General features: G+C 37.2%; 14 protein-coding genes and 1 pseudogene. 3 read left to right on the top strand and 12 right to left on the bottom strand.

Features of this window, described 5'->3' with window-relative positions; translation table 11 throughout:
- Positions 1 to 24 precede the first annotated feature (24 nt).
- The 8 genes and pseudogenes from ACXYSK_RS02820 to pynA form a co-directional block, all read right to left on the bottom strand.
- The gene (locus ACXYSK_RS02820; RefSeq protein WP_458624954.1) at positions 25 to 1,068 is read right to left on the bottom strand and encodes a dihydrolipoamide acetyltransferase; all 1,044 of its coding nucleotides are present in this window, start codon (positions 1,066 to 1,068) and stop codon (positions 25 to 27) included.
- A 328-nt stretch (positions 1,069 to 1,396) separates the two neighbouring features.
- Positions 1,397 to 2,389, bottom strand: a complete 993-nt coding sequence (locus tag ACXYSK_RS02815) for an alpha-ketoacid dehydrogenase subunit beta (protein WP_373113448.1) — start codon at positions 2,387 to 2,389, stop codon at positions 1,397 to 1,399.
- 17 nt (positions 2,390 to 2,406) lie between these two features.
- Positions 2,407 to 3,375, bottom strand: a pseudogene (locus ACXYSK_RS02810) (thiamine pyrophosphate-dependent dehydrogenase E1 component subunit alpha).
- 179 nt (positions 3,376 to 3,554) lie between these two features.
- On the bottom strand, positions 3,555 to 4,895 hold the full coding sequence (locus ACXYSK_RS02805) for an MATE family efflux transporter (protein WP_458624953.1): 1,341 nt from the start codon (positions 4,893 to 4,895) through the stop codon (positions 3,555 to 3,557).
- Between the two features lie 42 nt (positions 4,896 to 4,937).
- Positions 4,938 to 6,206, bottom strand: a complete 1,269-nt coding sequence (locus ACXYSK_RS02800) for a dihydroorotase (protein WP_458624952.1) — start codon at positions 6,204 to 6,206, stop codon at positions 4,938 to 4,940.
- A gap of 12 nt (positions 6,207 to 6,218) precedes the next feature.
- Positions 6,219 to 6,683 carry an NUDIX hydrolase gene (locus ACXYSK_RS02795; protein ID WP_458624951.1) on the bottom strand — a complete coding sequence of 155 codons (465 nt, stop codon included), beginning with the start codon at positions 6,681 to 6,683 and terminating at the stop codon, positions 6,219 to 6,221.
- Between the two features lie 9 nt (positions 6,684 to 6,692).
- Positions 6,693 to 7,346: a uracil-DNA glycosylase gene (locus ACXYSK_RS02790; protein ID WP_458624950.1), complete on the bottom strand. Its 654-nt coding sequence runs from the start codon at positions 7,344 to 7,346 to the stop codon at positions 6,693 to 6,695.
- A 61-nt stretch (positions 7,347 to 7,407) separates the two neighbouring features.
- A complete protein-coding gene (gene pynA / locus ACXYSK_RS02785; RefSeq protein ID WP_006154180.1) occupies positions 7,408 to 8,100 on the bottom strand; it encodes a pyrimidine 5'-nucleotidase PynA in 693 nt (230 codons plus the stop codon).
- A 446-nt stretch (positions 8,101 to 8,546) separates the two neighbouring features.
- Between pynA and ACXYSK_RS02780 the strand changes: the two genes are divergently transcribed.
- The 3 genes from ACXYSK_RS02780 (at position 8,547) to ACXYSK_RS02770 (ending at position 15,016) form a co-directional block, all read left to right on the top strand.
- A complete protein-coding gene (locus ACXYSK_RS02780; RefSeq protein WP_458624949.1) occupies positions 8,547 to 10,523 on the top strand; it encodes a family 16 glycosylhydrolase in 1,977 nt (658 codons plus the stop codon).
- Between the two features lie 303 nt (positions 10,524 to 10,826).
- Positions 10,827 to 12,839, top strand: a complete 2,013-nt coding sequence (locus ACXYSK_RS02775) for an Ig-like domain-containing protein (RefSeq protein ID WP_458624948.1) — start codon at positions 10,827 to 10,829, stop codon at positions 12,837 to 12,839.
- Positions 12,840 to 13,183: 344 nt separating this feature from the next.
- Positions 13,184 to 15,016 (top strand): LPXTG cell wall anchor domain-containing protein, encoded by a 1,833-nt coding sequence (locus ACXYSK_RS02770; RefSeq protein WP_458624947.1) that lies wholly within the window; start codon positions 13,184 to 13,186, stop codon positions 15,014 to 15,016.
- Positions 15,017 to 15,140: 124 nt separating this feature from the next.
- On the opposite strand, the gene ACXYSK_RS02765 is transcribed toward ACXYSK_RS02770, so the two are convergent.
- From ACXYSK_RS02765 to ACXYSK_RS02750, 4 genes are all read right to left on the bottom strand, one after another.
- Positions 15,141 to 17,219 carry a glucosaminidase domain-containing protein gene (locus tag ACXYSK_RS02765; protein ID WP_458624946.1) on the bottom strand — a complete coding sequence of 693 codons (2,079 nt, stop codon included), beginning with the start codon at positions 17,217 to 17,219 and terminating at the stop codon, positions 15,141 to 15,143.
- Between the two features lie 217 nt (positions 17,220 to 17,436).
- Positions 17,437 to 17,862, bottom strand: coding sequence for a hypothetical protein (locus ACXYSK_RS02760; protein WP_458624945.1), 426 nt, complete (start codon positions 17,860 to 17,862; stop codon positions 17,437 to 17,439).
- On the bottom strand, positions 17,837 to 18,748 hold the full coding sequence (locus ACXYSK_RS02755) for a phosphodiester glycosidase family protein (protein ID WP_458624944.1): 912 nt from the start codon (positions 18,746 to 18,748) through the stop codon (positions 17,837 to 17,839). The genes ACXYSK_RS02760 and ACXYSK_RS02755 overlap by 26 nt, the downstream gene beginning before the upstream one ends.
- Positions 18,745 to 19,788, bottom strand: a complete 1,044-nt coding sequence (locus ACXYSK_RS02750) for a glycosyltransferase (RefSeq protein ID WP_458624943.1) — start codon at positions 19,786 to 19,788, stop codon at positions 18,745 to 18,747. Before ACXYSK_RS02750 ends, ACXYSK_RS02755 begins: the two co-directional genes overlap by 4 nt.
- Between the last annotated feature and the right edge of the window lie 213 nt (positions 19,789 to 20,001).

Here is a 20,001-nt window from a genome sequence, read left to right as displayed (position 1 = left end):
ATCTATATTTCTAAAACAAATATTTTAAACCAACATTGAGATTGGGTTTTCAATCAAAGCTTTCAAGTCTTTCATAAACTTAGCACCAGCCATACCATCTACGACACGGTGGTCAATTGTCAATCCAAGACTCATAATTGGACGAATTACGATTTCACCATTAACTACAATAGGTTTCTCAACTGTTGAGCTAACACCGAGGATGGCTGAGTTCGGTTGGTTGATGATAGGACCAAATGATTGAACCCCAAACATTCCCAAGTTACTGATGGTGAAAGTTGAATTTTGCAATTCGCTAGGAGCTAGTTTACCATCTAAGGTACGTCCAATGACGTCTTTAAATGCAACTACCAACTCAGACAAGCTCATTTTTTCTGCATTATAGACAACTGGTGTCATCAATCCATTATCCATACCAACTGCCATCGCAAGGTTGACATAGTTGTGAGTGATAATTGTCTTACCATCTTCAGTCAACGAAGCGTTGATGTATGGATGTTTCATAAGTGTCTTAACAACAGCAAGAGAAAGCAAGTCTGTCACAGTGATTTTCTTACCAGTTGATTCCATAATTGGATCAAGAACTTTCTTACGAAGGGCAAGCAATTCAGACATATCTACATCATAGTTAAGCGTAAAGGTTGGAGCAGTTAAGTATGACTCAACCATACGTTGAGCAATAACCTTACGCATAGGAGTCATCGGAATGCGTTCGATTTCTCCATAAGGCGTTACGTTGTCTGGAACTTCTTCCACTTTCTCAATTTGAGCAGGTGATTTAATGGTGTCATTTTCGATATTTTCAGGAAGATAGGCCAAAACGTCCTTCTTCATGATTTTACCACGATGACCTGTTCCTTGGATTTCTTGCCAAGCAATATTATGTTCTAATGCAATTCGTTTTGCGAGTGGTGAAATGCGAACCACGTTAGTGTCTTTATATGTTTCCACGTCTTCTTTGTGGACACGACCGTTTGCGCCTGAGCCAGAAATGTCGTAGAGATTAATCCCTAAATCATCTGCTAATTTTCTAGCCGCAGGAGTCGCTCTTAGCTTATCATCAGCCATGACCTCTCCTATTCTATTATAAGATATCAAGGACGTAGAGGACAAAGAAAAAATAGGAGATTGACGCTGTGTTCGATGAACACAAGGAAATCTATCTTTTTTTCACAGTCCTCCGTCCGGATTCAGTTATAAGATACTAAGGGCGTCAAAAGTCACAGTGAAAATAGGAAACTGGACGAAGAAACTTTAGTTTCTAGGAAAGTTTATCTTTTTCACACAGACTTTAGCCCGAGTTCATTTTTAAGATATCAAGTACGTAGAGGACTTTGCACCTAAAAGATACAAAGCTTCTCGTCTAATTAATTTTTTACATAATTTATTTTATGTACTACTGTTTATTATGAGTTTTACGGATTGCATCTTTGATGCTTTCAACTGTCGGAATCATTGCATTTTCTAGATTTTGTGCGTAAGGCATTGGTACATCTTCACCTGCGCATCGACGAATTGGTGCATCCAAGTAATCAAATGCTTCTGATTCAGAAATGATAGCTGAGATTTCACCGATAAAACCACTTGTCTTGTGGGCATCGTTGACAAGAACTACTTTTCCAGTCTTCTTAACTGAATTAATGATGATGTCTTTATCAAGTGGAACCAAAGTACGTGGGTCTACTACTTCTATTGAGATGCCTTCTTCGGCCAATTCTTCAGCTGCTTGCATGACACGACGAAGCATTTTACCGTATGTTACTACTGTTACATCAGTTCCTTCGCGTTTGATTTCTCCAACTCCAAGTGGGATAGTATAGTCTGGATCAACAGGAACCTCACCTTTTTGGTTAAATTCGGATTTATATTCAAGAATGATAACAGGGTTGTTGTCACGGATAGAAGACTTAAGAAGTCCCTTCATATCAGCTGGTGTACCTGGAGCTACAACCTTCAATCCTGGGATATGAGTAAACCAAGATTCCAATGATTGTGAGTGTTGAGCTGCAGAACCAACTCCGTTACCAGCTGCACAGCGGATTGTCATAGGCACTTGACCTTTACCGCCAAACATGTAACGAGTTTTAGCTGCTTGGTTGACGATATTATCCATGGCAATAACTGAAAAGTCCATGAAAGTCATATCAACGATTGGACGAAGCCCTGTCATAGCAGCACCAGCTGCTGCACCTGAAATTGCCGCTTCAGAAATCGGACAGTCACGAACGCGTTCTGGACCAAATTCTTCAAGCATACCTACTGAAGTTCCGAAGTCTCCACCGAAAACTCCGACATCTTCACCCATCAAAAGAACATTTTCATCACGACGCATTTCCTCAGACATAGCAAGGATAATGGTATCGCGGAAAGACATTAATTTAGTTTCCATATTTTCTCTACTTCTCCTTAGTCTGCGTAAATATCTTCAAAAGCTGATTCGAGTGGAGGGAATGGACTTTCTTCTGCAAATTTAACAGATGCTTCCACTGCTTCCTTGACCTGTGCTTGAATTTCTTCAAGTTCTTCTTCGCTAGCAATCCTATTTTTAACGAGGTACTTGCGAAGATTTTCGATTGGATCTTGTTGTTTCCACTCTTCTACTTCTTCACGTGTACGATATTTACCTGGGTCTGATGAAGAGTGACCAAGCCAGCGGTAGGTTACACTCTCAATCAATACAGGACCTTTTCCCGAACGAACATGGTCTAATGCTTTCTTAAATCCTTCGTAGACATCTATTACATTGTTTCCATCGGGGATAAACATTCCAGGAATACCGTAAGCTGCACTACGCTCATAAATATGCTCCACATTTGTCATTTTCTTAATGTCTGCAGAGATTCCATATCCGTTATTGATACAGTAGAAAATAACAGGAAGGTTCCAGATTGAAGCCATATTCACCGCTTCGTGGAATACACCTTCGTTAGTCGCTCCATCACCAAAGAAGCAGACAACAATCTTTCCAGTATGTTTCATTTGTTGAGTAAGGGCAGCACCTACTGCAATCCCCATACCACCACCTACAATACCGTTGGCACCAAGGTTACCAGCATCAAGGTCGGCTATGTGCATTGATCCACCCTTACCTTTACAAGTCCCTGTGTATTTACCAAGGATCTAAGCCATCATTCCATTGAGGTCAATACCTTTAGCAATGGCTTGACCGTGACCACGGTGGTTTGATGTAATCAAGTCATCTTCATTAAGAGCTAACATAGCCCCAACGTTAGCTGCCTCCTCACCAACAGAAAAGTGCGTCATTCCTGGCACTTTCCCTTTTTTTACTAATTGTGTAATCTTCAAGTCCATGCGACGGATTTCTTCCATCTTACGGAACATCTCAAGCAAAAGATTTTTATCTAAAGTTGACATAATCTTGCCTTTCTAAGTTTAATTTTTTAAATATCTATTCTAACTTATAGGTTAATGAGAGTCAAAGAATATACTTGCTATTTTTTCACAATATAAAAAAAGAAAAGTCTGTAAAATCAAGACTTTTCTTTACTTAAAAAACTATTTCACAAACAAATTTTCAAGGTTTTTTCACCAGATTATTTGAATCTTTTCATAATAACTTGTAAACGCCACTGATAAAGAAGACCACTGATAATTAAACTTACGATGAGACCTATCCAATAAGAATAAGCGCCTAGATTTGTCGAATAGTCCAAAAGCCATCCTAGAGGAATAGCTACTCCCCAGTATCCAAGGAGACCAAGGTAGAAAGGTATGACAGTATCTTTGTAGCCTCGTAAAATCCCTTGTAATGGTGCCGCAAATGTATCAGCTAACTGGAAAAACAAGCTATAGGTCATAAAACTAGCTGTCAATTGAATGAATTCAGGATCATAACCGTAAAGTCTCGCAACATTTTCTCGGAAAATATACAAAAAGGAGAGAGTCAAAACGGCGAATACCATAGCAGATAGACGTCCAATTTTGATGTATTTTTTAGCATCTTCTAGCCTTTTGGCTCCAACTTCGTAAGATACCACAATCGCCATTGCTGTTGAAATACTCATAGGAAAGGCATACATGAGTGACGAAAAGTTCATAGCGGACTGATGGCTAGCAATAATCAACGATGAAAATTTTGCCATAATCAAACCAACTGCTGAAAAAATAGCAACCTCTGCAAATACAGTTCCACCTATTGGTAATCCTAAGCTAATCGCTTCTTTAATTTTATTTTTATCTAAAGGTAATCGTATTTCCAAATGTAGTTCTTTCAATTTTTCCTGTTTAAGAAGGACTAGTATGGAAATCCCCAGCAAGGCCCAATAGGCCATAGAGGTCCCGAGTCCTGCTCCAGCTCCTCCCAACTCAGGAAAACCAAAGGCTCCATAGATTAGTAAATAGTTAAAACCACTATTCAAAGGTAACAATAAAAGCATTAAATACATGGATAGTTTGGTCAGTCCCAGCGCATCCAATAGTGATCTAATTACACTAAAGAGTAAAAGTGGAATAATCCCGATTGCTAAAAACCATAAATAGCGTACTGCTATATCTGCTACTGCTGCTTCTAAACCCATATTGTTTAGAATTAGTGGCGCAGCAAGAAAAACTAAAGCAAATAGAACAATTGATAAACCAAGTGAAAGATAAAGAAATTGATAAAAATCAGAAGCCACTTCATTTTTCTTTCCTCGACCCAAATGATGTCCAACTATAGGAACCAAGGCTGAGACAATACCAGTTAAAAATGTAAAGAAAGGATTCCATAGACTTGTCGCCATTGATACCCCAGCCAAATCTATGGTATTATACTGGCCAGTCATGGTAGTATCGACAAAAGAAGCGGAATAATTGGCAAATTGATAGACTAGAATTGGAAAGAAAATCATAAGAAATAAGATAAATTTGTCTTTAAAATGATAGGTTGGGTACATATCGTCTCTCTCTAAGTAATGATTCGAAAGACCAGATTTCACCTAGTTCTTATAGACAATCTGTCCATTACAGATGGTGTATTTTACCTGCCCTTTTAAAGTTTCACCGATGAATGGTGAATTAGCTGCTTTAGAAGCAAAATGACTATCCACGATTCGGTCCGCTTTATCATCAAAAATTGTAATATCAGCTGGACCATTTTCTGATAGATAACCTGCTTCAAAGTTATAAAGTTTTGCTGGGTTGTAGGACATTTTTTCTAATAATTCCATCAAGCTCAGCTCACCAGCTTCGACTAAGTAAGTTAAACCTAGTGACAAAGAAGTTTCAAGTCCTGTCATACCTGAAGGAGCTTTGGTAATATCCTCAACATTTTTTTCGTCAGCATGGTGAGGCGCGTGGTCAGTAGCAATCACCGAAATAACTCCTGATCTTAGCCCTTCGATAACTGCACGACGGTCTGACTCCAAGCGAAGTGGTGGATTCATCTTTGCGTTACTTCCCTTAGTCAAGAGAAGCGCTTCCGTCTTAGAAAAATGCTGTGGAGCTACTTCTGCAGTTACGTTAGCTCCCAAATTTTGAGCAAACTCCACAACCTTGACACTTTCTTCCTTAGACAAATGCTGAATATGAACATGAGCCTTAGTTGCATTGGCAATCATGACATCACGAGCAATCATAGCGTACTCTGCAACTCCTGTTGCACCGCAGATATGAAAATGCTCTTTAGCGATATTCTCGTTAAAACCAAGCGTACCATTCAAGCCAGGATCTTCTTCATGAAGACTAATAAAAGTATTTAGTTTCTTGGCTTCTTCCATGGCTTCCTTGACAACTTTACTACTTTCAAGAGGAATCCCGTCATCAGAAAAACCAACTGCCCCTACTTCTAAAAGGGCTTTAAAATCAGTTAAGTCTTGACCATTAAAGTTTTTGGTAATTGTAGCCACAGACTTAATGTTAATCTTTTCCTTAGCTGCAGATTGAAGAACTTCCTCTAAAGTCTCAACATCTGAGATGGTTGGATTGGTATTAGCCATCATGACAACTGTCGTAAAACCACCAGCTGCAGCTGCTAGTGCACCTGTATGAATGTCTTCTTTATGAGTTTGACCAGGTTCACGGAAATGTACATGGATATCTACCAATCCAGGTGCAACTACAAGTCCAGTTGCATCAATAACTTGAGCATCATCCTTATCAATTTGAGGAGCAATTTTGACAATTTTTCCGTCTTCAACCAAGACATCACAAACCTGATCCAAACCAGACTTAGGATCCATTACACGACCATTTTTGATTACTAGCATCTGCTTTCTCCTTTATTCGTAGAAATCCACTTGTGTATCCAATAACTTATCACCATCATAAACAAACTTTGCTGAAAAGAATGGCTTATCTTCTAAAAGCCACTCCACGAAGGTATGGTCTCCTTCCCAGGTTGGTTTGCTTAAAACCTCATCATAAGGAACCCATTCTAAGGTCCCTTCGTTACAGTCAATCAATTCACCTTCAAACTCAGTCACCTTAAAGACATATGTGTACCAGTCCAAGTCAGGAGTGAATTCGGGAAAAGTGATAACTCCTTTTAGTACTGGTTTTGCTTTCAAGCCTGTTTCTTCCAAAATCTCACGGGCAGCACATTCTTGTGGAGTTTCTCCACGCTCTAACTTTCCACCTACACCAATCCATTTACCTTCATGAACATCATTAGGCTTTATATTGCGATGAAGCATGAGCAATTCTTTTCCATTATCAATGTAGCAAATTGTCGCTAACTGAGGCATATAAACTCCTTATCTAAGCCAATCGATTGGCTCTTGTCCTGTTTCTTTTAAGAATGCATTGGCCTTAGAAAAAGGCTTGGAACCCCAAAATCCTCTGTAAACAGAAAGAGGACTTGGATGTGCTGATTCAATAATCAGATGTTGAGGATTGGTCACTAAAGCCTTCTTCTTACGTGCATAAGCACCCCAAAGTACAAAAACTACGGGTCTATCTAGGTTATTGACCACCTTAATAACAGCATCTGTAAATGGTTCCCATATCTGACCAGCATGACCATTTGCTTGACCTGCTGGAACTGTCAAACAAGCATTGAGAAGCAAGACTCCCTGCTCAGCCCAAGAAGTCAAATCATGGGATGCTTTAACTCCAATATCATCAGCAAGCTCTTTAAGAATATTTTGCAAGGAAGGTGGCGCTGGGATATTATCTGGAACAGAAAAACTCAAACCTTGAGCCTGACCAGGACCATGATAAGGATCCTGACCGAGAATCACCACTTTAACCTCTTCAAGAGGAGTTGTCAAAAGAGCCTGAAAAACCTTTCCCTTTGCCGGATAGACAGTTCCTTGAGCATAAACCTTTTCCATAAAGTGATTAATTTTCCCAAAATAACCTTCAGGTAATTGCTCCTTAATGAGCGTATGCCAGGATGAGTGTTCCATGGTCTGCTCCTTCATTTTTACTGCCTCTATTATAGCAAAAAGTGGCTATTGAAACCACTTTTTACAGTTTATCTAATATTTCTAGAAGCGCTTGGTAAGAATCGACTACATAAGTTGGTTGAGCTTGTGTCTTATTTTCCAGATGATGAGGATTGTACCAGATGGTGTCGATGCCAGCATTATTCCCACCCTGAATATCAGCGGTTAGGGAATCTCCAATCATAAGAGCATGATGTTTATCAAAGTTAGGGATTCGATTTCCAATTTTCTCATAAAATGCTGCATCTGGTTTTTGGGTATGGAGTTGCTCTGAAATAAATATTTCCTTGAAAAATGGTGCGATTCCAGATTGCTCCAAACGACCTGTCTGAATATAGGTAATCCCATTTGTCGCAGCATAGAGTTCATAGCCACGTTCAGTAAGAGTATCTAAAAGTTCAATAGCTCCTGAAAAAATTTGTCCTTGTTGAGCTAGAAAAAATTGATATCGCTCTGCCAAATAGGAACCATCTTTGTTTATTCCAAAGTGATCAAATAAACGAGAAAAACGTGTGTTGACTAGTTCTTGTTTTGTAATCTTTTTCTCTTCCAAATCTTTCCAGAGAGATTTGTTCATAGGAACGTAATAATCTTTATAAGCCTGAATGTCTGCAACTCCTTCTTCTTTTAGGAGGTGCGATAAGGCTACATCCTCAGCAGCATCAAAATCAAGTAAGGTATGATCAAGGTCAAAAAGTAGAAATATATAGGACATCGATTTGCTAACCTCTATAATTCCTTCAAATGTATTTAATGCCTATGAGTATACCATAAAATATTAAATTATCCAATAAGGATATTAGAAATACCTCTATTTATTTCCTGCAATATCAATCATAAAAATTTGCTAATATTTGTACTTTATAGTCTAATAATAATTAAAAATATTAAGAAGTATAAAATTATTAACAAATATGGAACAAGATGATTGAAAATAGCTTTCTTTAAGGTATAATTTATTAATGGATATTTCTTTTAATTCATAGCTTAGAAGGAGGGCTTGTTTCGATTATTAGTTTAAAAAATATCCAGTACCAATGATGAAATAATCCAGTTTATTGTTTGGAAGAATGCTCATCATAGGATACTAAAAACAATAAAAATTTTATAAATTATTTATTAGATTATATCTAATAAATTCTAAAGATTAGGAGGAATATTATGCGTAATGTGCAGAAAAAGCACAAAGTCTTTGGTGCAGGATTAAGCATTTTAGGGGCAACTACAATTCTATGTAGCAATTTTTTATCCCCATTAAACACAGTTTATGCTGAATCTGGCGCTAGTGAATTAATGCCACCAGAAGGGGTACCTAATAACTTTAATATTGTTTGGAGAGATGAGTTTAACGGAAACAAGGTTGATCAAACAAAATGGGCCTTTGCCTATTCTTCTTTTGATACTCCCGCAGAAACTCAAATGCATTTTACTGATAAACCGGAAAATGTTTCAGTTTCTGATGGAGTTTTGCATTTAACAGCGCGCTACTCACCGAAACGGGAACGTTGGAACTCAGCTACTAAACGAATGGAAACAGTTCCGCGTACAAATACTAGAAAAGACAAGAACGGAAATATCATTACTTATCCCGCACCATTTACATCCGGTGCACTTAATACATTCACCGACAAAGGTGTTGTCAAAGCTTCGTTTAAGGGTGATTTCTATGCTGAAGCTCGTATCAAGTTACCAATGAGTGAATCATCATGGTCCTCTTTCTGGTTAACTGGTACTAATGGCAAGCAATGGCCACAAAATGGTGAAATTGATGTTTTTGAATCAAAAGGATATGATCCAAGCTTTCTACAAGCCAATACTCATACACCTAGATCAGAAAAGGATCTTACCCATAGCAAACAAACACAACGTCAGATTTCTAATAATGGAGACACGCAGACCGACTTTCACACATACGGAGTCTTAAAGACTAAGGATAGCATTACCTTCTACTATGATGGAAAGCCTAATAAAACTGTTCCATTAAAAGACATCAAAGACCCAAATCCATTTCTTGATCCAGACAATGCTATGGCTTTACGTTTAAGCCATATGGTTGGAGGTTCATTCCTAAAAGATGATCAGGGGCATGATTACACTGATGCAACTAAACATATTGATAGTTACCGTGATGGTTCTCGCTCAGATATGCTAGTTGACTATGTTCGTGTCTGGCAAGAAGGCCCAGAAGTAACAACTACAACTACAACTACTACAACAGAAGAGCCTACTACGACTACTTCTACAACTACTACAACAGAAGAGCCTACTACGACTACTTCTACAACTACTACAACAGAAGAGCCTACAACTACTTCTACAACAACAACGACTAAAGAGTCAACTACGACTACTTCTACAACTACTACAACAGAAGAGCCTACTACGACTACTTCTACAACTACTACAACAGAAGAGCCAACTACGACTACTTCTACAACTACAACAACTGAAGAGCCAACTACGACTACTTCTACAACTACAACAACAACTGAAGAGCCAACGACTACTTCTACAACTACAACAACAGAAGAGCCAACGACTACTTCTACAACTACAACTGAAGAGCCAACGACTACTTCTACAACAACTACAACAGAAGAGCCAACGACTACTTCTACAACTACAACAACAGAAGAGCCAACGACTACTTCTACAACTACAACGACTGAAGAGCCAACGACTACTTCTACAACTACAACAACAGAAGAGCCAATGACTACTTCAACAACAACAGAAGAGCCTACTACGACTACAACAGAAGTTCCTGTAACTACTGATGAAGCTCCTGTAACTACTCAGGAAGCTCCTGCAACTACTCAGGAAGCTCCTGCAACTACTCAGGAAGCTCCTGTAACTACTGATGAGGCTCCTGTAACTACTGATGAGGCTCCTGCAACTACTCAGGAAGCTCCTGTAACTACTCAGGAAGTTCCTGTAACTACTGATGAAGCTCCGGTAACTAGTGATAAAGTTTCTGTAGCTGGTGAAAATTACAGCCTTTCTGAACACAATAATAAGAAAGATACACTGCCATCTACTGGTGAACATACTGGTACATTAACTAAAGTTATTGGTGTTCTACTTCTTGTTAGTACTATTTTAGTAGTAGTCTATATTCGTAAAAATAGAAAAGATTAACTCTTATTACTGACCCCAAAAAGTTAGACAAATAATTTACACAAAGGATTTAGTTCTGTATTGCACAGGACTGAGTCCTTTTTAGTTAATTGATGATATTAAAGCAATCAAACACATATAAACTTGCTAAGCATATCAACATGTGATATAATTGTCGTGAAAGTTGCTTTTTATTAACAGAATAGAAGGAGGTGAAAAGTTTCTTATCTAAAAATATATTTTTTAGTTGTCTGTCTACTAGATTTATCATTCTGTATTTTTCAACAGTTAGTTTTATTCTATCTTCAATAGAAAGGGAGAAACATGAATAAGAAAAAAATAAGAATAGTTGCATTTTTGGTATGCTTACTAACTTCTTTACTTTCATTAGGTTATAGTAGTATCTTTGCTGAAACTCCTGAGGTTTCAGTAACTGGAAAATTTGTAGATGCTATTACAGATGTCAAAGTTGTAAATAATGAAGGTGGAGATTTAACTTGGGATTTAGCGCAATGGGCTACATTCCGTATCAATGCAAATTTTGATTTAACTGGAAAAGATGTAAAAGCAGGGGATACAACTGTTATGACTGTACCAGACGCTTTGGTGATTAATACACAATCATTCAAAATTCGTGATATCAATACAAATGAGATTATCGCTTACGCTAAAGTAAGTGCGGATAACAAGTCAATTTCTTTAACTTATACGGATTATGTTGAAAAACATAACGATACAAAAGGCTCTTTCTTCTTCTATGCTCGTGTCGATTTCAAAAAACACCCTCAACAAGGAGAAATCCCAGTAGAAATCACTATTAACAAAGAAACAAAAATTGCGGGTAAAGTTTCATTTACTGGTATAGGTAATGGTAATCCTTATCTTTTATCAAAAACTAGCTGGGTTAACGAGAATGACAAAAGAGAAGTACAATACACGATTTCAGTCAATCGTACAAAACAAAACATCAAAGGTGTGACGATTGAGGATCACTTACAATTTACCAATGCTTCATACGAAAAAGATAGCATTAAAATTATTAAGGGTAAATTCTCTTATGAAACCGGTGAATGGGTATTCTCAAATCGCGTTGACGTAACTGACCAACATAAGATTACAATTAGCGAAGATGGTCAGTCCTTCGTTGTTGAATTGGGTGATATTACAGAAGAAGACCAATATCGTATTTCTTATAACGTTCGTCTAAATTATGACCCTGTAGATGGAGAAGTTTTGAAAAATGAAGCAACGCTTAAAGGTCTAGGTATTGAAAACAAGAATGCAATTAACGCTGCTGCAGTTCAAATTGCTGGTGGTGCTGGTCTTGGTTATGTTTACTCAATCAATATCCATAAAGTAGATGAGGCGAATCAACCACTTAAGGGTGCTAAGTTTAAAGTAGTTCGTCAAGCTAATAACCAAATTATTGGTGAGTTTGTATCAGATGATAATGGTAATATTGCTGTTAACAAACTGTTAAAAGACAAATATATCATCACTGAAGTTGAAGCACCATCAGGTTATGTCATCAAAGTTGCAGATACAGAAGTTAACGTTGACGATTTTGGAGCTGAGCGTTCAGCGACTAAAACAATCGTAAATCCAAAAGAAGAAACAACTACTACGACAACTGAAGAGTCTACAACTACTTCAACTACAACTACAACTGAGGAGCCTACAACTACTTCAACAACTACGACTGAAGAGCCTACAACTACTTCAACTACAACTACAACTGAAGAGTCTACAACTACTTCAACTACAACTACAACTGAAGAGCCTACAACTACTTCAACTACAACAACTGAAGAGCCTACAACTACTTCAACAACTACGACTGAAGAGCCTACAACTACTTCAACTACAACTACAACTGAAGAGCCTACAACTACTTCAACTACAACAACTGAAGAGCCTACAACTACTTCAACAACTACGACTGAAGAGCCTACAACTACTTCAACTACAACTACAACTGAAGAGCCTACAACTACTTCAACTACAACAACTGAAGAGCCTACAACTACTTCAACAACTACGACTGAAGAGCCTACAACTACTTCAACTACAACTACAACTGAAGAGTCTACAACTACTTCAACTACAACAACTGAAGAGCCTAAGACTACTTCAACCACAACGACTGAAGAGCCTACAACTATTTCAACTACTACAACTGAGGAAGAACCTAAATCCACAGTAACTACAACAAACGAAAAACCTAGACTTCCTAAAACTGGTGAAGGTAAAGGAACATTAGTTACTATCATTGGATTTGTAACTCTCATTTCATCAATCGGTGCCATTGCATTCTTACGTAAAAATGAAAAAGAATAAGATTAAAGATTGATTAACTATATAAAGGACTATTTCAAAAATAGTCCTTTTTCATTTCCTCGACGAATGAATCATTGCTTACAAACATTGTGCAAAGTAAATGTATAAATTTTTTCAGCGAATTTAATATAATTTTATAATTAAAACAGTTAAATACTTGAAGTTTTATTTATTTGTGATATAATTCACCATATAGGATATTTTTTTGATAGTTGACTAGTAGGAGGTGCATTTTTAGTAGTGTTGTCTTGAAAAAGTAACCTATATAATTATGCATATATTTGTAGGTTTTGGTTTTAACATACAAATAAGTGTAAAAATTTGGAGACAAATAGGAGAAGGAAATGAAAAAAAATAATCTAAGTAGACTTGCAAAAGTCTTCTTTCTTGTATTTTTACCCTTATTGTTCATAGTATTTTCGCAGTCTGATGTAGTAAAAGCTGGAGATGTCAGTAATAATATTAGCTCACTGACTGTTTCATCAAATGAAATCACAGATGGTGGACAAACAACTGTTAAGTTTACATTTGACGAGCACGCACAAAAAATCCAACCAGGTGATACATTAAAAGTTCATTGGACTAGTTCTGGTACAGTCTATGGGGTAGGTTTTAAAAAGACTATTCCTCTAAACATCGACGGAACTTACGTTGGAGACATGGTCATTACTGATGGCTCTGCTACTGTTACTTTTAACGAAGCTATCAAAAACCTTCAAAACATCCGTGGTTGGGGTGAATTTGAGATTGAAGTTCATAATAATACAGCAACTGATAAAGAACATGTTGGTAAATTTACTATCATCAGTGGAGATAAGACAGTAGATCTAAGCGTTAAGAAAGAGGCGACTGGCGAAAACCACGCTCCATTCTACTTAAAAGCTGGGGACATGCATGCTGACGACCCTGAACACATTCTTTGGACATTGACAATCAACGCAATGAACTTAGAAGTGGACGGCGACGTTCGTGTGGAAGATGAAATCCAAGGTGGTCATTCACTTGTAAAAGATAGCTTCAGTATTACTACAACAGGTAATAAACCTGGATATTACGGTGGTACAACTGCTATCGACGATTTCTTAGCGGCCTTTCCTGGATCAACATTCACAATTGATGCTTCTGGAAAAATCACTGTTACAATTCCAAAAGACTTGATCAACAAGACTGGCGTTCTAATTTTCTATCGTACAAAATTAGAAAATGAAAAGCAAAAAGACTTCAAGAACAACACAAAAGTTTGGTACCAAGTCAAAGGTGAAACTGCGGTTGTGGCCAAAGAAGTAAACGCATCTGTGGCAAACATCAATGCAAACGGTGGTGTGGATGGCGATCAAACTTCAACTACTACAACCACAACTACAACAACTACAACTGAAGAGCCTACAACTACTTCAACTACAACTACAACTGAAGAGCCTACAACTACTACAACCACAACTACAACAACTACAACTGAAGAGCCTACAACTACTTCAACTACAACTACAACTGAAGAGCCTACAACTACTTCAACCACAACTACTGAAGAGCCTACTACAACAACGACTACTTCAACTACAACTACAACTGAAGAGCCTACTACAACAACGACTACTTCTACAACAACAACAGAAGAGCCTACAACTACTTCAACAACTACGACTGAAGCACCGACTACTACAACAGTAACAACTACTGAAGAACCTACGACTACTTCAACCACAACTACTGAAGAGCCTACAACTACTTCAACTACAACGACTGAAGAACCTAAGACTACTTCTACAACAACTGAAGAGCCTAAGACTACTTCAACTACAACAACTACAACTGAAGAGCCTACAACTACTTCAACTACTACGACTGAAGAACCTAAGACTACTTCAACTACTACAACTGAAGAACCTAAGACTACAACAGTAACAACTACTGAAGAGCCTAAGACTACTTCAACTACAACAACTACGACTGAAGAGTCTACAACTACTTCAACTACAACAACTGAAGAGCCTACAACTATTTCAACTACTACAACTGAGGAAGAACCTAAATCCACAGTAACTACAACAAACGAAAAACCTGGACTTCCTAATACTGGAGAAGGTAAAGGAACATTAGTTACTATCATTGGATTTGTAACTTTAATCTCATCCATTATTTTGGTAGCATTCTTGCATAAGTCAAAAAAAGACTAATTTTTAACTAACATTTAGGTTTGATTAGTCTTCAAAAAGGATTTACTTTTAAAAAGTAAATCCTTTTTGTATGATTAAAAATAAAAATCGATAACCATTTTATAGTCATCGATTTTAAAATATTTTAGTCCTTTTCACCAAGTTTACTATTGATAGTCATCATGATACTTGCAATCTTTTCACCCCAATATGGATCAGAAGCGTAAAGAGCGTTCATTCCAGATGATTTATTACCAAGATGAGTTCTACCTTCATCAATATAATTCTCTCGGATCCATTTAGCGGCACCCAAGATACCCTTATCAACATTGTCAAAACTCTTAGCTGAATCGTACGGTGTAGTATCATAGGCCGCAATACCGAAGAAATTATTCTTATCTTTAGCAATCTGACTACGTCCCCAAGCACTTTCTAAGGCGCTGTGAGCCATTAGATATAGGGCATTGACCTGATAGCGTTTTTCCGCTTCTTTAAAAACAGCTCCTTTACCAGCGAGACGACTTCCGTTAATATTCATTAAAGAATATACTTTATCAAGTTCAGCTGCAGTATAATTGGTTGGCTTTCTTAAGTCTCGATAGAGGAATGGATTCTCAACTTTAAAGGTATCAAAGTTAACACCATCCGCTGAATAGTATTTTTTACCAATTTCCATAGATGAACTATGAGGTGCGACTCGAATACTTGTATATGGTGATAACTCGTGGTAAATATAACGACCATCACTCGTATAATGAGGGATAAACTCGTCACTTGCATTCACAGCTACAAGGTCACTCTTATTCATAAAGCCTGAAAGTCCAGAGATTTTGACTGGAAGTCGACCGTCTTTAGCTTCATCTCCATCAATCGATACAATACTTCCTTGCGAAATATAGCTAAGTTTCTCACCAGAAGCACTATATACATTTGCTGTAATTGGTTTTACTTTATAGTATGCTGCTGTATCGGAAATCCATTTTCCATTGCTTTGGAAAGAATAGTCTTTACCGTTAATGGTGAAATTACCAGTTACATATGCCCCATCTTCTTTGAGATAATACCAGGCGTTATAACTTTTATCAAAAATCCACTCATTCTTGGCCATATAACCATAAGATTTGAGATAGTAAGAGCCTTGCCATTGGTTTTCAGCATAAGCACCATCAGATTTTAAGTAGAACCAACTATCAAACTTTTTATCAAAGAACCATTCACTTTGAGCCATGGCCCCACTATCTTTTAGATAATATTTCTCTTTCCATTGGCTACTTAACATGTCACCATCTTTATGAAAAGAGTACCATGAACCATTGATTTTTTCCCATTTATCCCGGATAGCTTTTCCTGAATCAGTAGCATAATACCACTTCTCATCCATCTGCACCCAATCCTTTTCAGCCATAGCGCCACTAGTTTTGAGAAGGTAGTCATTATAAATGGTTTTACTTAACATGTTACCTGATTCATCAAAACGATACCATGAACCATTAATTTTCTCCCATTTATTACGGATGATTTTTCCTGAATCAGTAGCATAGTACCACTTCTCATCAATTTTCGCCCAACCCCTTTCGTGCATAGCTCCACTACTCTGAAGAAGGTAGTCATTGTAAACGGTATTAGTTAACATGGCACCAGATTCATCGAAGCGATACCAAGCACCGTTGATTTTTTCCCATTTGTTGCGGATGATTTTTCCTGAATTTGTAGCAAAGTACCACTTGTCATCTATTTTAACCCAAGAATCCTCAACCATAGCACCACTTTTACTTAAGAGGTAGTCATCATAAACAGTATCACTAAGCATCACGCCATCCTGGTTAAAATAGTACCAGCGACCTGCTATTTTTTTCCAATTTGTGACAGCCTTTTTATTCTCATAATAACGCCATTGGCCATTTTCTTTTTGCCAGCCATCTTTATTAACTTCCTCAACTTTTGTTTCAGTTGTTGTTTTTTCCTTATTTTCAGGTGTTTCTTTCTTCGGCGTAATTTGCGAAGATTCTTTTTCTGCCTTGTTCAAACTTTCGTTAGAACTTTGTTTAGTCGATTTATCACGACTGTTTGATTGTTTTTGATCTTCTTTTTCAACTCCATTAGCTACAGCCTGTTCTGAAGTTTGAGCTTTATTTCTAGTTTGTGAATCCTCGGCATAAACAGTAGATTTTGCAAAGCCTGCAATCGAGAGAGCAACTGTACTTGCCAGTAAAATCCTTTTCATTGTATTCTCCTTATCATTATATAAATGATGTATTCGTTTTTGATACATAATGTTTAAAACACAGCAATTATCTATTATATTATACAATATTCTATTAAAGATAAAAGTAGAATAATTAAGAAGAAAGAAAGTTGTAATATTGTTAAAACATTTTAGAAATAAAAGTCAATAAAAAGCAGTCGAACAGTAACTGAACGACTACATTTTTTTCTAATAATTAACCTTCTATTATTTTGGTACGTTTATTAGTTAGAAGCGGATTTATAAATATAGATAGAATAGCTATGATTGCAAAACTAATACCTACATACCAATATGGTGCATCGAGTGTGGTTGAACGACCAGATAAATTGACAATACCACGGAATAGTGTGCCTGTTGTAACAATAGCTACTGCCGAATTCCATAAATTAAGGCTAATTCTTGAAAAATACGGAAGGACTTTGAGCAAAATTGCTAGTATTATCCCACCCACCAGAGGTACAGCGAACAAGTAATGCATATGAACTGATGTCTCTCCAAAACTAAATGCTTCATAAATTCTAGAAAAAGCAAAGAAGAAAACCGTAATTAGTATATAAGAGATGACAGTTTTTTTAAAGCGTATTTTGTTAGGATTAATAACCGATGTAGACAATATCACTCACCGCCCTTTCTGAAATTCTGTTTCCTCCAGTTGTTGGTTTGTTAATAACCTGACCGTTGAAGTAAAGCGCAGATGATCCACCACCATCAAGGTTGTAGGCCGTTTTTACACCGTATGATTTCATGACTTCAGCCATTAGGTACAGTGATAGCCCCTTGCTTTCAGAAGTACGCCCATCTGAAACTACGATAATATAGTGGTTTTCATCAATAATCCCAATAGCAGTACGAGGATTTGATGCCATAGCTTGTCCAACTTCTTCATTTGTTCCTACTGCAATCTCACTATTTTCAACTAAAGCTGGGCCAAAAGCCAAGAGATTGACAACACCATCTTTAACTAGTTGCTCAGCTGAAATTTGATCTTCGTAAATAATCTTGAAAGAACCATCCTTATAAATAGCTAAATCACCATTGCTAGAATCTTCTCGTACAGTATCACGATAGACGACTCCATTACGGATAACATATCCTGTAGAGTTAGCTCCGTAGTAATCTCCATTGACCGCTAGAATAGCATTGTTATCTGCAGCAGTTTCAGAAGTTTTTGCAGTTACATTGGTCCCGAAGGCATTTTGTGCAAAGGCTGTTTTTAGATAATCTGATGAAGTTACCGTGACATCCGCAACGTAGACTTGCGTATTATTAACTGTCGTTTCAGACAAATTGATGGAGATATTATCATCCTTATAACTTGAGTCTGTTACTGTTGCTGTTTTAGCTGCTTGATTTGCCGTGGCAGTATTTGTACTAGAGCTAGTTGATGCTACTGTTGATATAGTCTCAGCAAGGACTAAAGTCTTTAGCATTGAGTAGCTAAAGGAACCTGTTAAGAGTAAACCGAGAATCGAGGCATAAGCATATGGTTTCTTTAAAAATTTCATAATACAGTTGATGTCCTTTCCTTAAAAATGAATTTCTTCTGAACGGTCCAAGAGACAGCGAAGAGAAGGATGCCGACGATAACTTTGGCAATCAGAAGGTTGATACCAAAGACTGTAAAGAAGAGACGAATCAGTAGCGTGTCTAAGACAAAGAGTCCGACTGCTAGACCAAAGTACCCCATCCCTGTTTTCACAAGACCATCCTCATTTTTAAAAACAAGTTTTTTATTAGTAGAATAGTTAAAAATGGAACTGGTCACACGAGCTAGTCCATTAGCTAGGAAAATTCGGAAACTTGTTGGCGCTGTTGGTAAAAACAAGATTGCAATAGCGTAAACGATATAGTCTACAACAAAGCTACTAAGGGATGATAAGGCAAATTTGAAGATATTCTTATAAATCATGAGACCATCTTTTATTGGTCGGAAGTGTGAGCCCTCATTATCATTAATATAGACCGTTTCGATTGGTACTTCTAAAATTTGATATTCTTTAGTAGCTTCAAGTAACATATTCATTTCATATTCGTATCGCTTTCCTTCTATCTTCAACATAAAAGGAATGAGATTTGTTGTAAAGGCGCGAAGGCCTGTCTGAGTATCTGTTACTCCTACTCCTGTTTGTAATTTAAAGAGTACTTTTGTCAAGCTATTCCCAAAACGACTACGGAGTGGAACCTTACCTGTAAAGGCACGCACACCCAAGATTAGCTTGTTAGGATTTTCAGAAGCTTTGTTAGCCGCACAGAAAATATCCCAAATTTTGTGTTGCCCATCCGCATCTGCTGTTACGACAGTTCCATAAATGTTTTGCTCTTGGATATAAGAAAAGGCTGTTTTAAGCGCCTGCCCTTTCCCTTGATTCACTTCGTGACGGAGTACCGTAGCACATTGCTCGGCTTTATCAAAGATATTTTGACACTTTGTTGAACTGCCGTCGTCGATAACTAGAATATGAAAATCACTCTTTTCATGGATTTTTTCGATGAGTTTGATAAGTTTATTATCAGGTTGATAAGCTGGAATTACTATATAGTTCATACCGGCACTCCTTTCTTAGTAATGGTATAACTATACAGAATATCGCTTAAAGATACCTTATATCAGTTTTCTTTAAGAAAAAGTTAAAGAAACTTTAAGAAAAGTAGATGATTTTTGATTAGATAAGATTGATAAATATACAAAAATTAAAGCCTGTTAAATACAGACTTTAACTATAGAAAAATAGTAGACTATGTTAAAAAGCCATCCAAT

This window comes from Streptococcus sp. V919 (assembly GCF_054353475.1).
Note: the sequence above shows the minus strand (reverse complement) of the source record. Positions and strands in the feature narration are given on the sequence as shown.

Excerpts from the sequence above, each read along its gene's own strand:
- ACXYSK_RS02770 (WP_458624947.1), top strand. The coding sequence starts at position 13,184 with ATGAAAAAAAATAATCTAAGTAGACTTGCAAAAGTCTTCTTTCTTGTA.
- ACXYSK_RS02795 (WP_458624951.1), bottom strand. The coding sequence starts at position 6,683 with ATGCCTCAGTTAGCGACAATTTGCTACATTGATAATGGAAAAGAATTG.
- ACXYSK_RS02805 (WP_458624953.1), bottom strand. The coding sequence starts at position 4,895 with ATGTACCCAACCTATCATTTTAAAGACAAATTTATCTTATTTCTTATG.
- ACXYSK_RS02780 (WP_458624949.1), top strand. The coding sequence starts at position 8,547 with ATGCGTAATGTGCAGAAAAAGCACAAAGTCTTTGGTGCAGGATTAAGC.
- ACXYSK_RS02815 (WP_373113448.1), bottom strand. The coding sequence starts at position 2,389 with ATGGAAACTAAATTAATGTCTTTCCGCGATACCATTATCCTTGCTATG.
- ACXYSK_RS02820 (WP_458624954.1), bottom strand. The coding sequence starts at position 1,068 with ATGGCTGATGATAAGCTAAGAGCGACTCCTGCGGCTAGAAAATTAGCA.
- ACXYSK_RS02775 (WP_458624948.1), top strand. The coding sequence starts at position 10,827 with ATGAATAAGAAAAAAATAAGAATAGTTGCATTTTTGGTATGCTTACTA.
- ACXYSK_RS02800 (WP_458624952.1), bottom strand. The coding sequence starts at position 6,206 with ATGCTAGTAATCAAAAATGGTCGTGTAATGGATCCTAAGTCTGGTTTG.
- pynA (WP_006154180.1), bottom strand. The coding sequence starts at position 8,100 with ATGTCCTATATATTTCTACTTTTTGACCTTGATCATACCTTACTTGAT.
- ACXYSK_RS02765 (WP_458624946.1), bottom strand. The coding sequence starts at position 17,219 with ATGAAAAGGATTTTACTGGCAAGTACAGTTGCTCTCTCGATTGCAGGC.
- ACXYSK_RS02755 (WP_458624944.1), bottom strand. The coding sequence starts at position 18,748 with ATGAAATTTTTAAAGAAACCATATGCTTATGCCTCGATTCTCGGTTTA.
- ACXYSK_RS02750 (WP_458624943.1), bottom strand. The coding sequence starts at position 19,788 with ATGAACTATATAGTAATTCCAGCTTATCAACCTGATAATAAACTTATC.
- ACXYSK_RS02790 (WP_458624950.1), bottom strand. The coding sequence starts at position 7,346 with ATGGAACACTCATCCTGGCATACGCTCATTAAGGAGCAATTACCTGAA.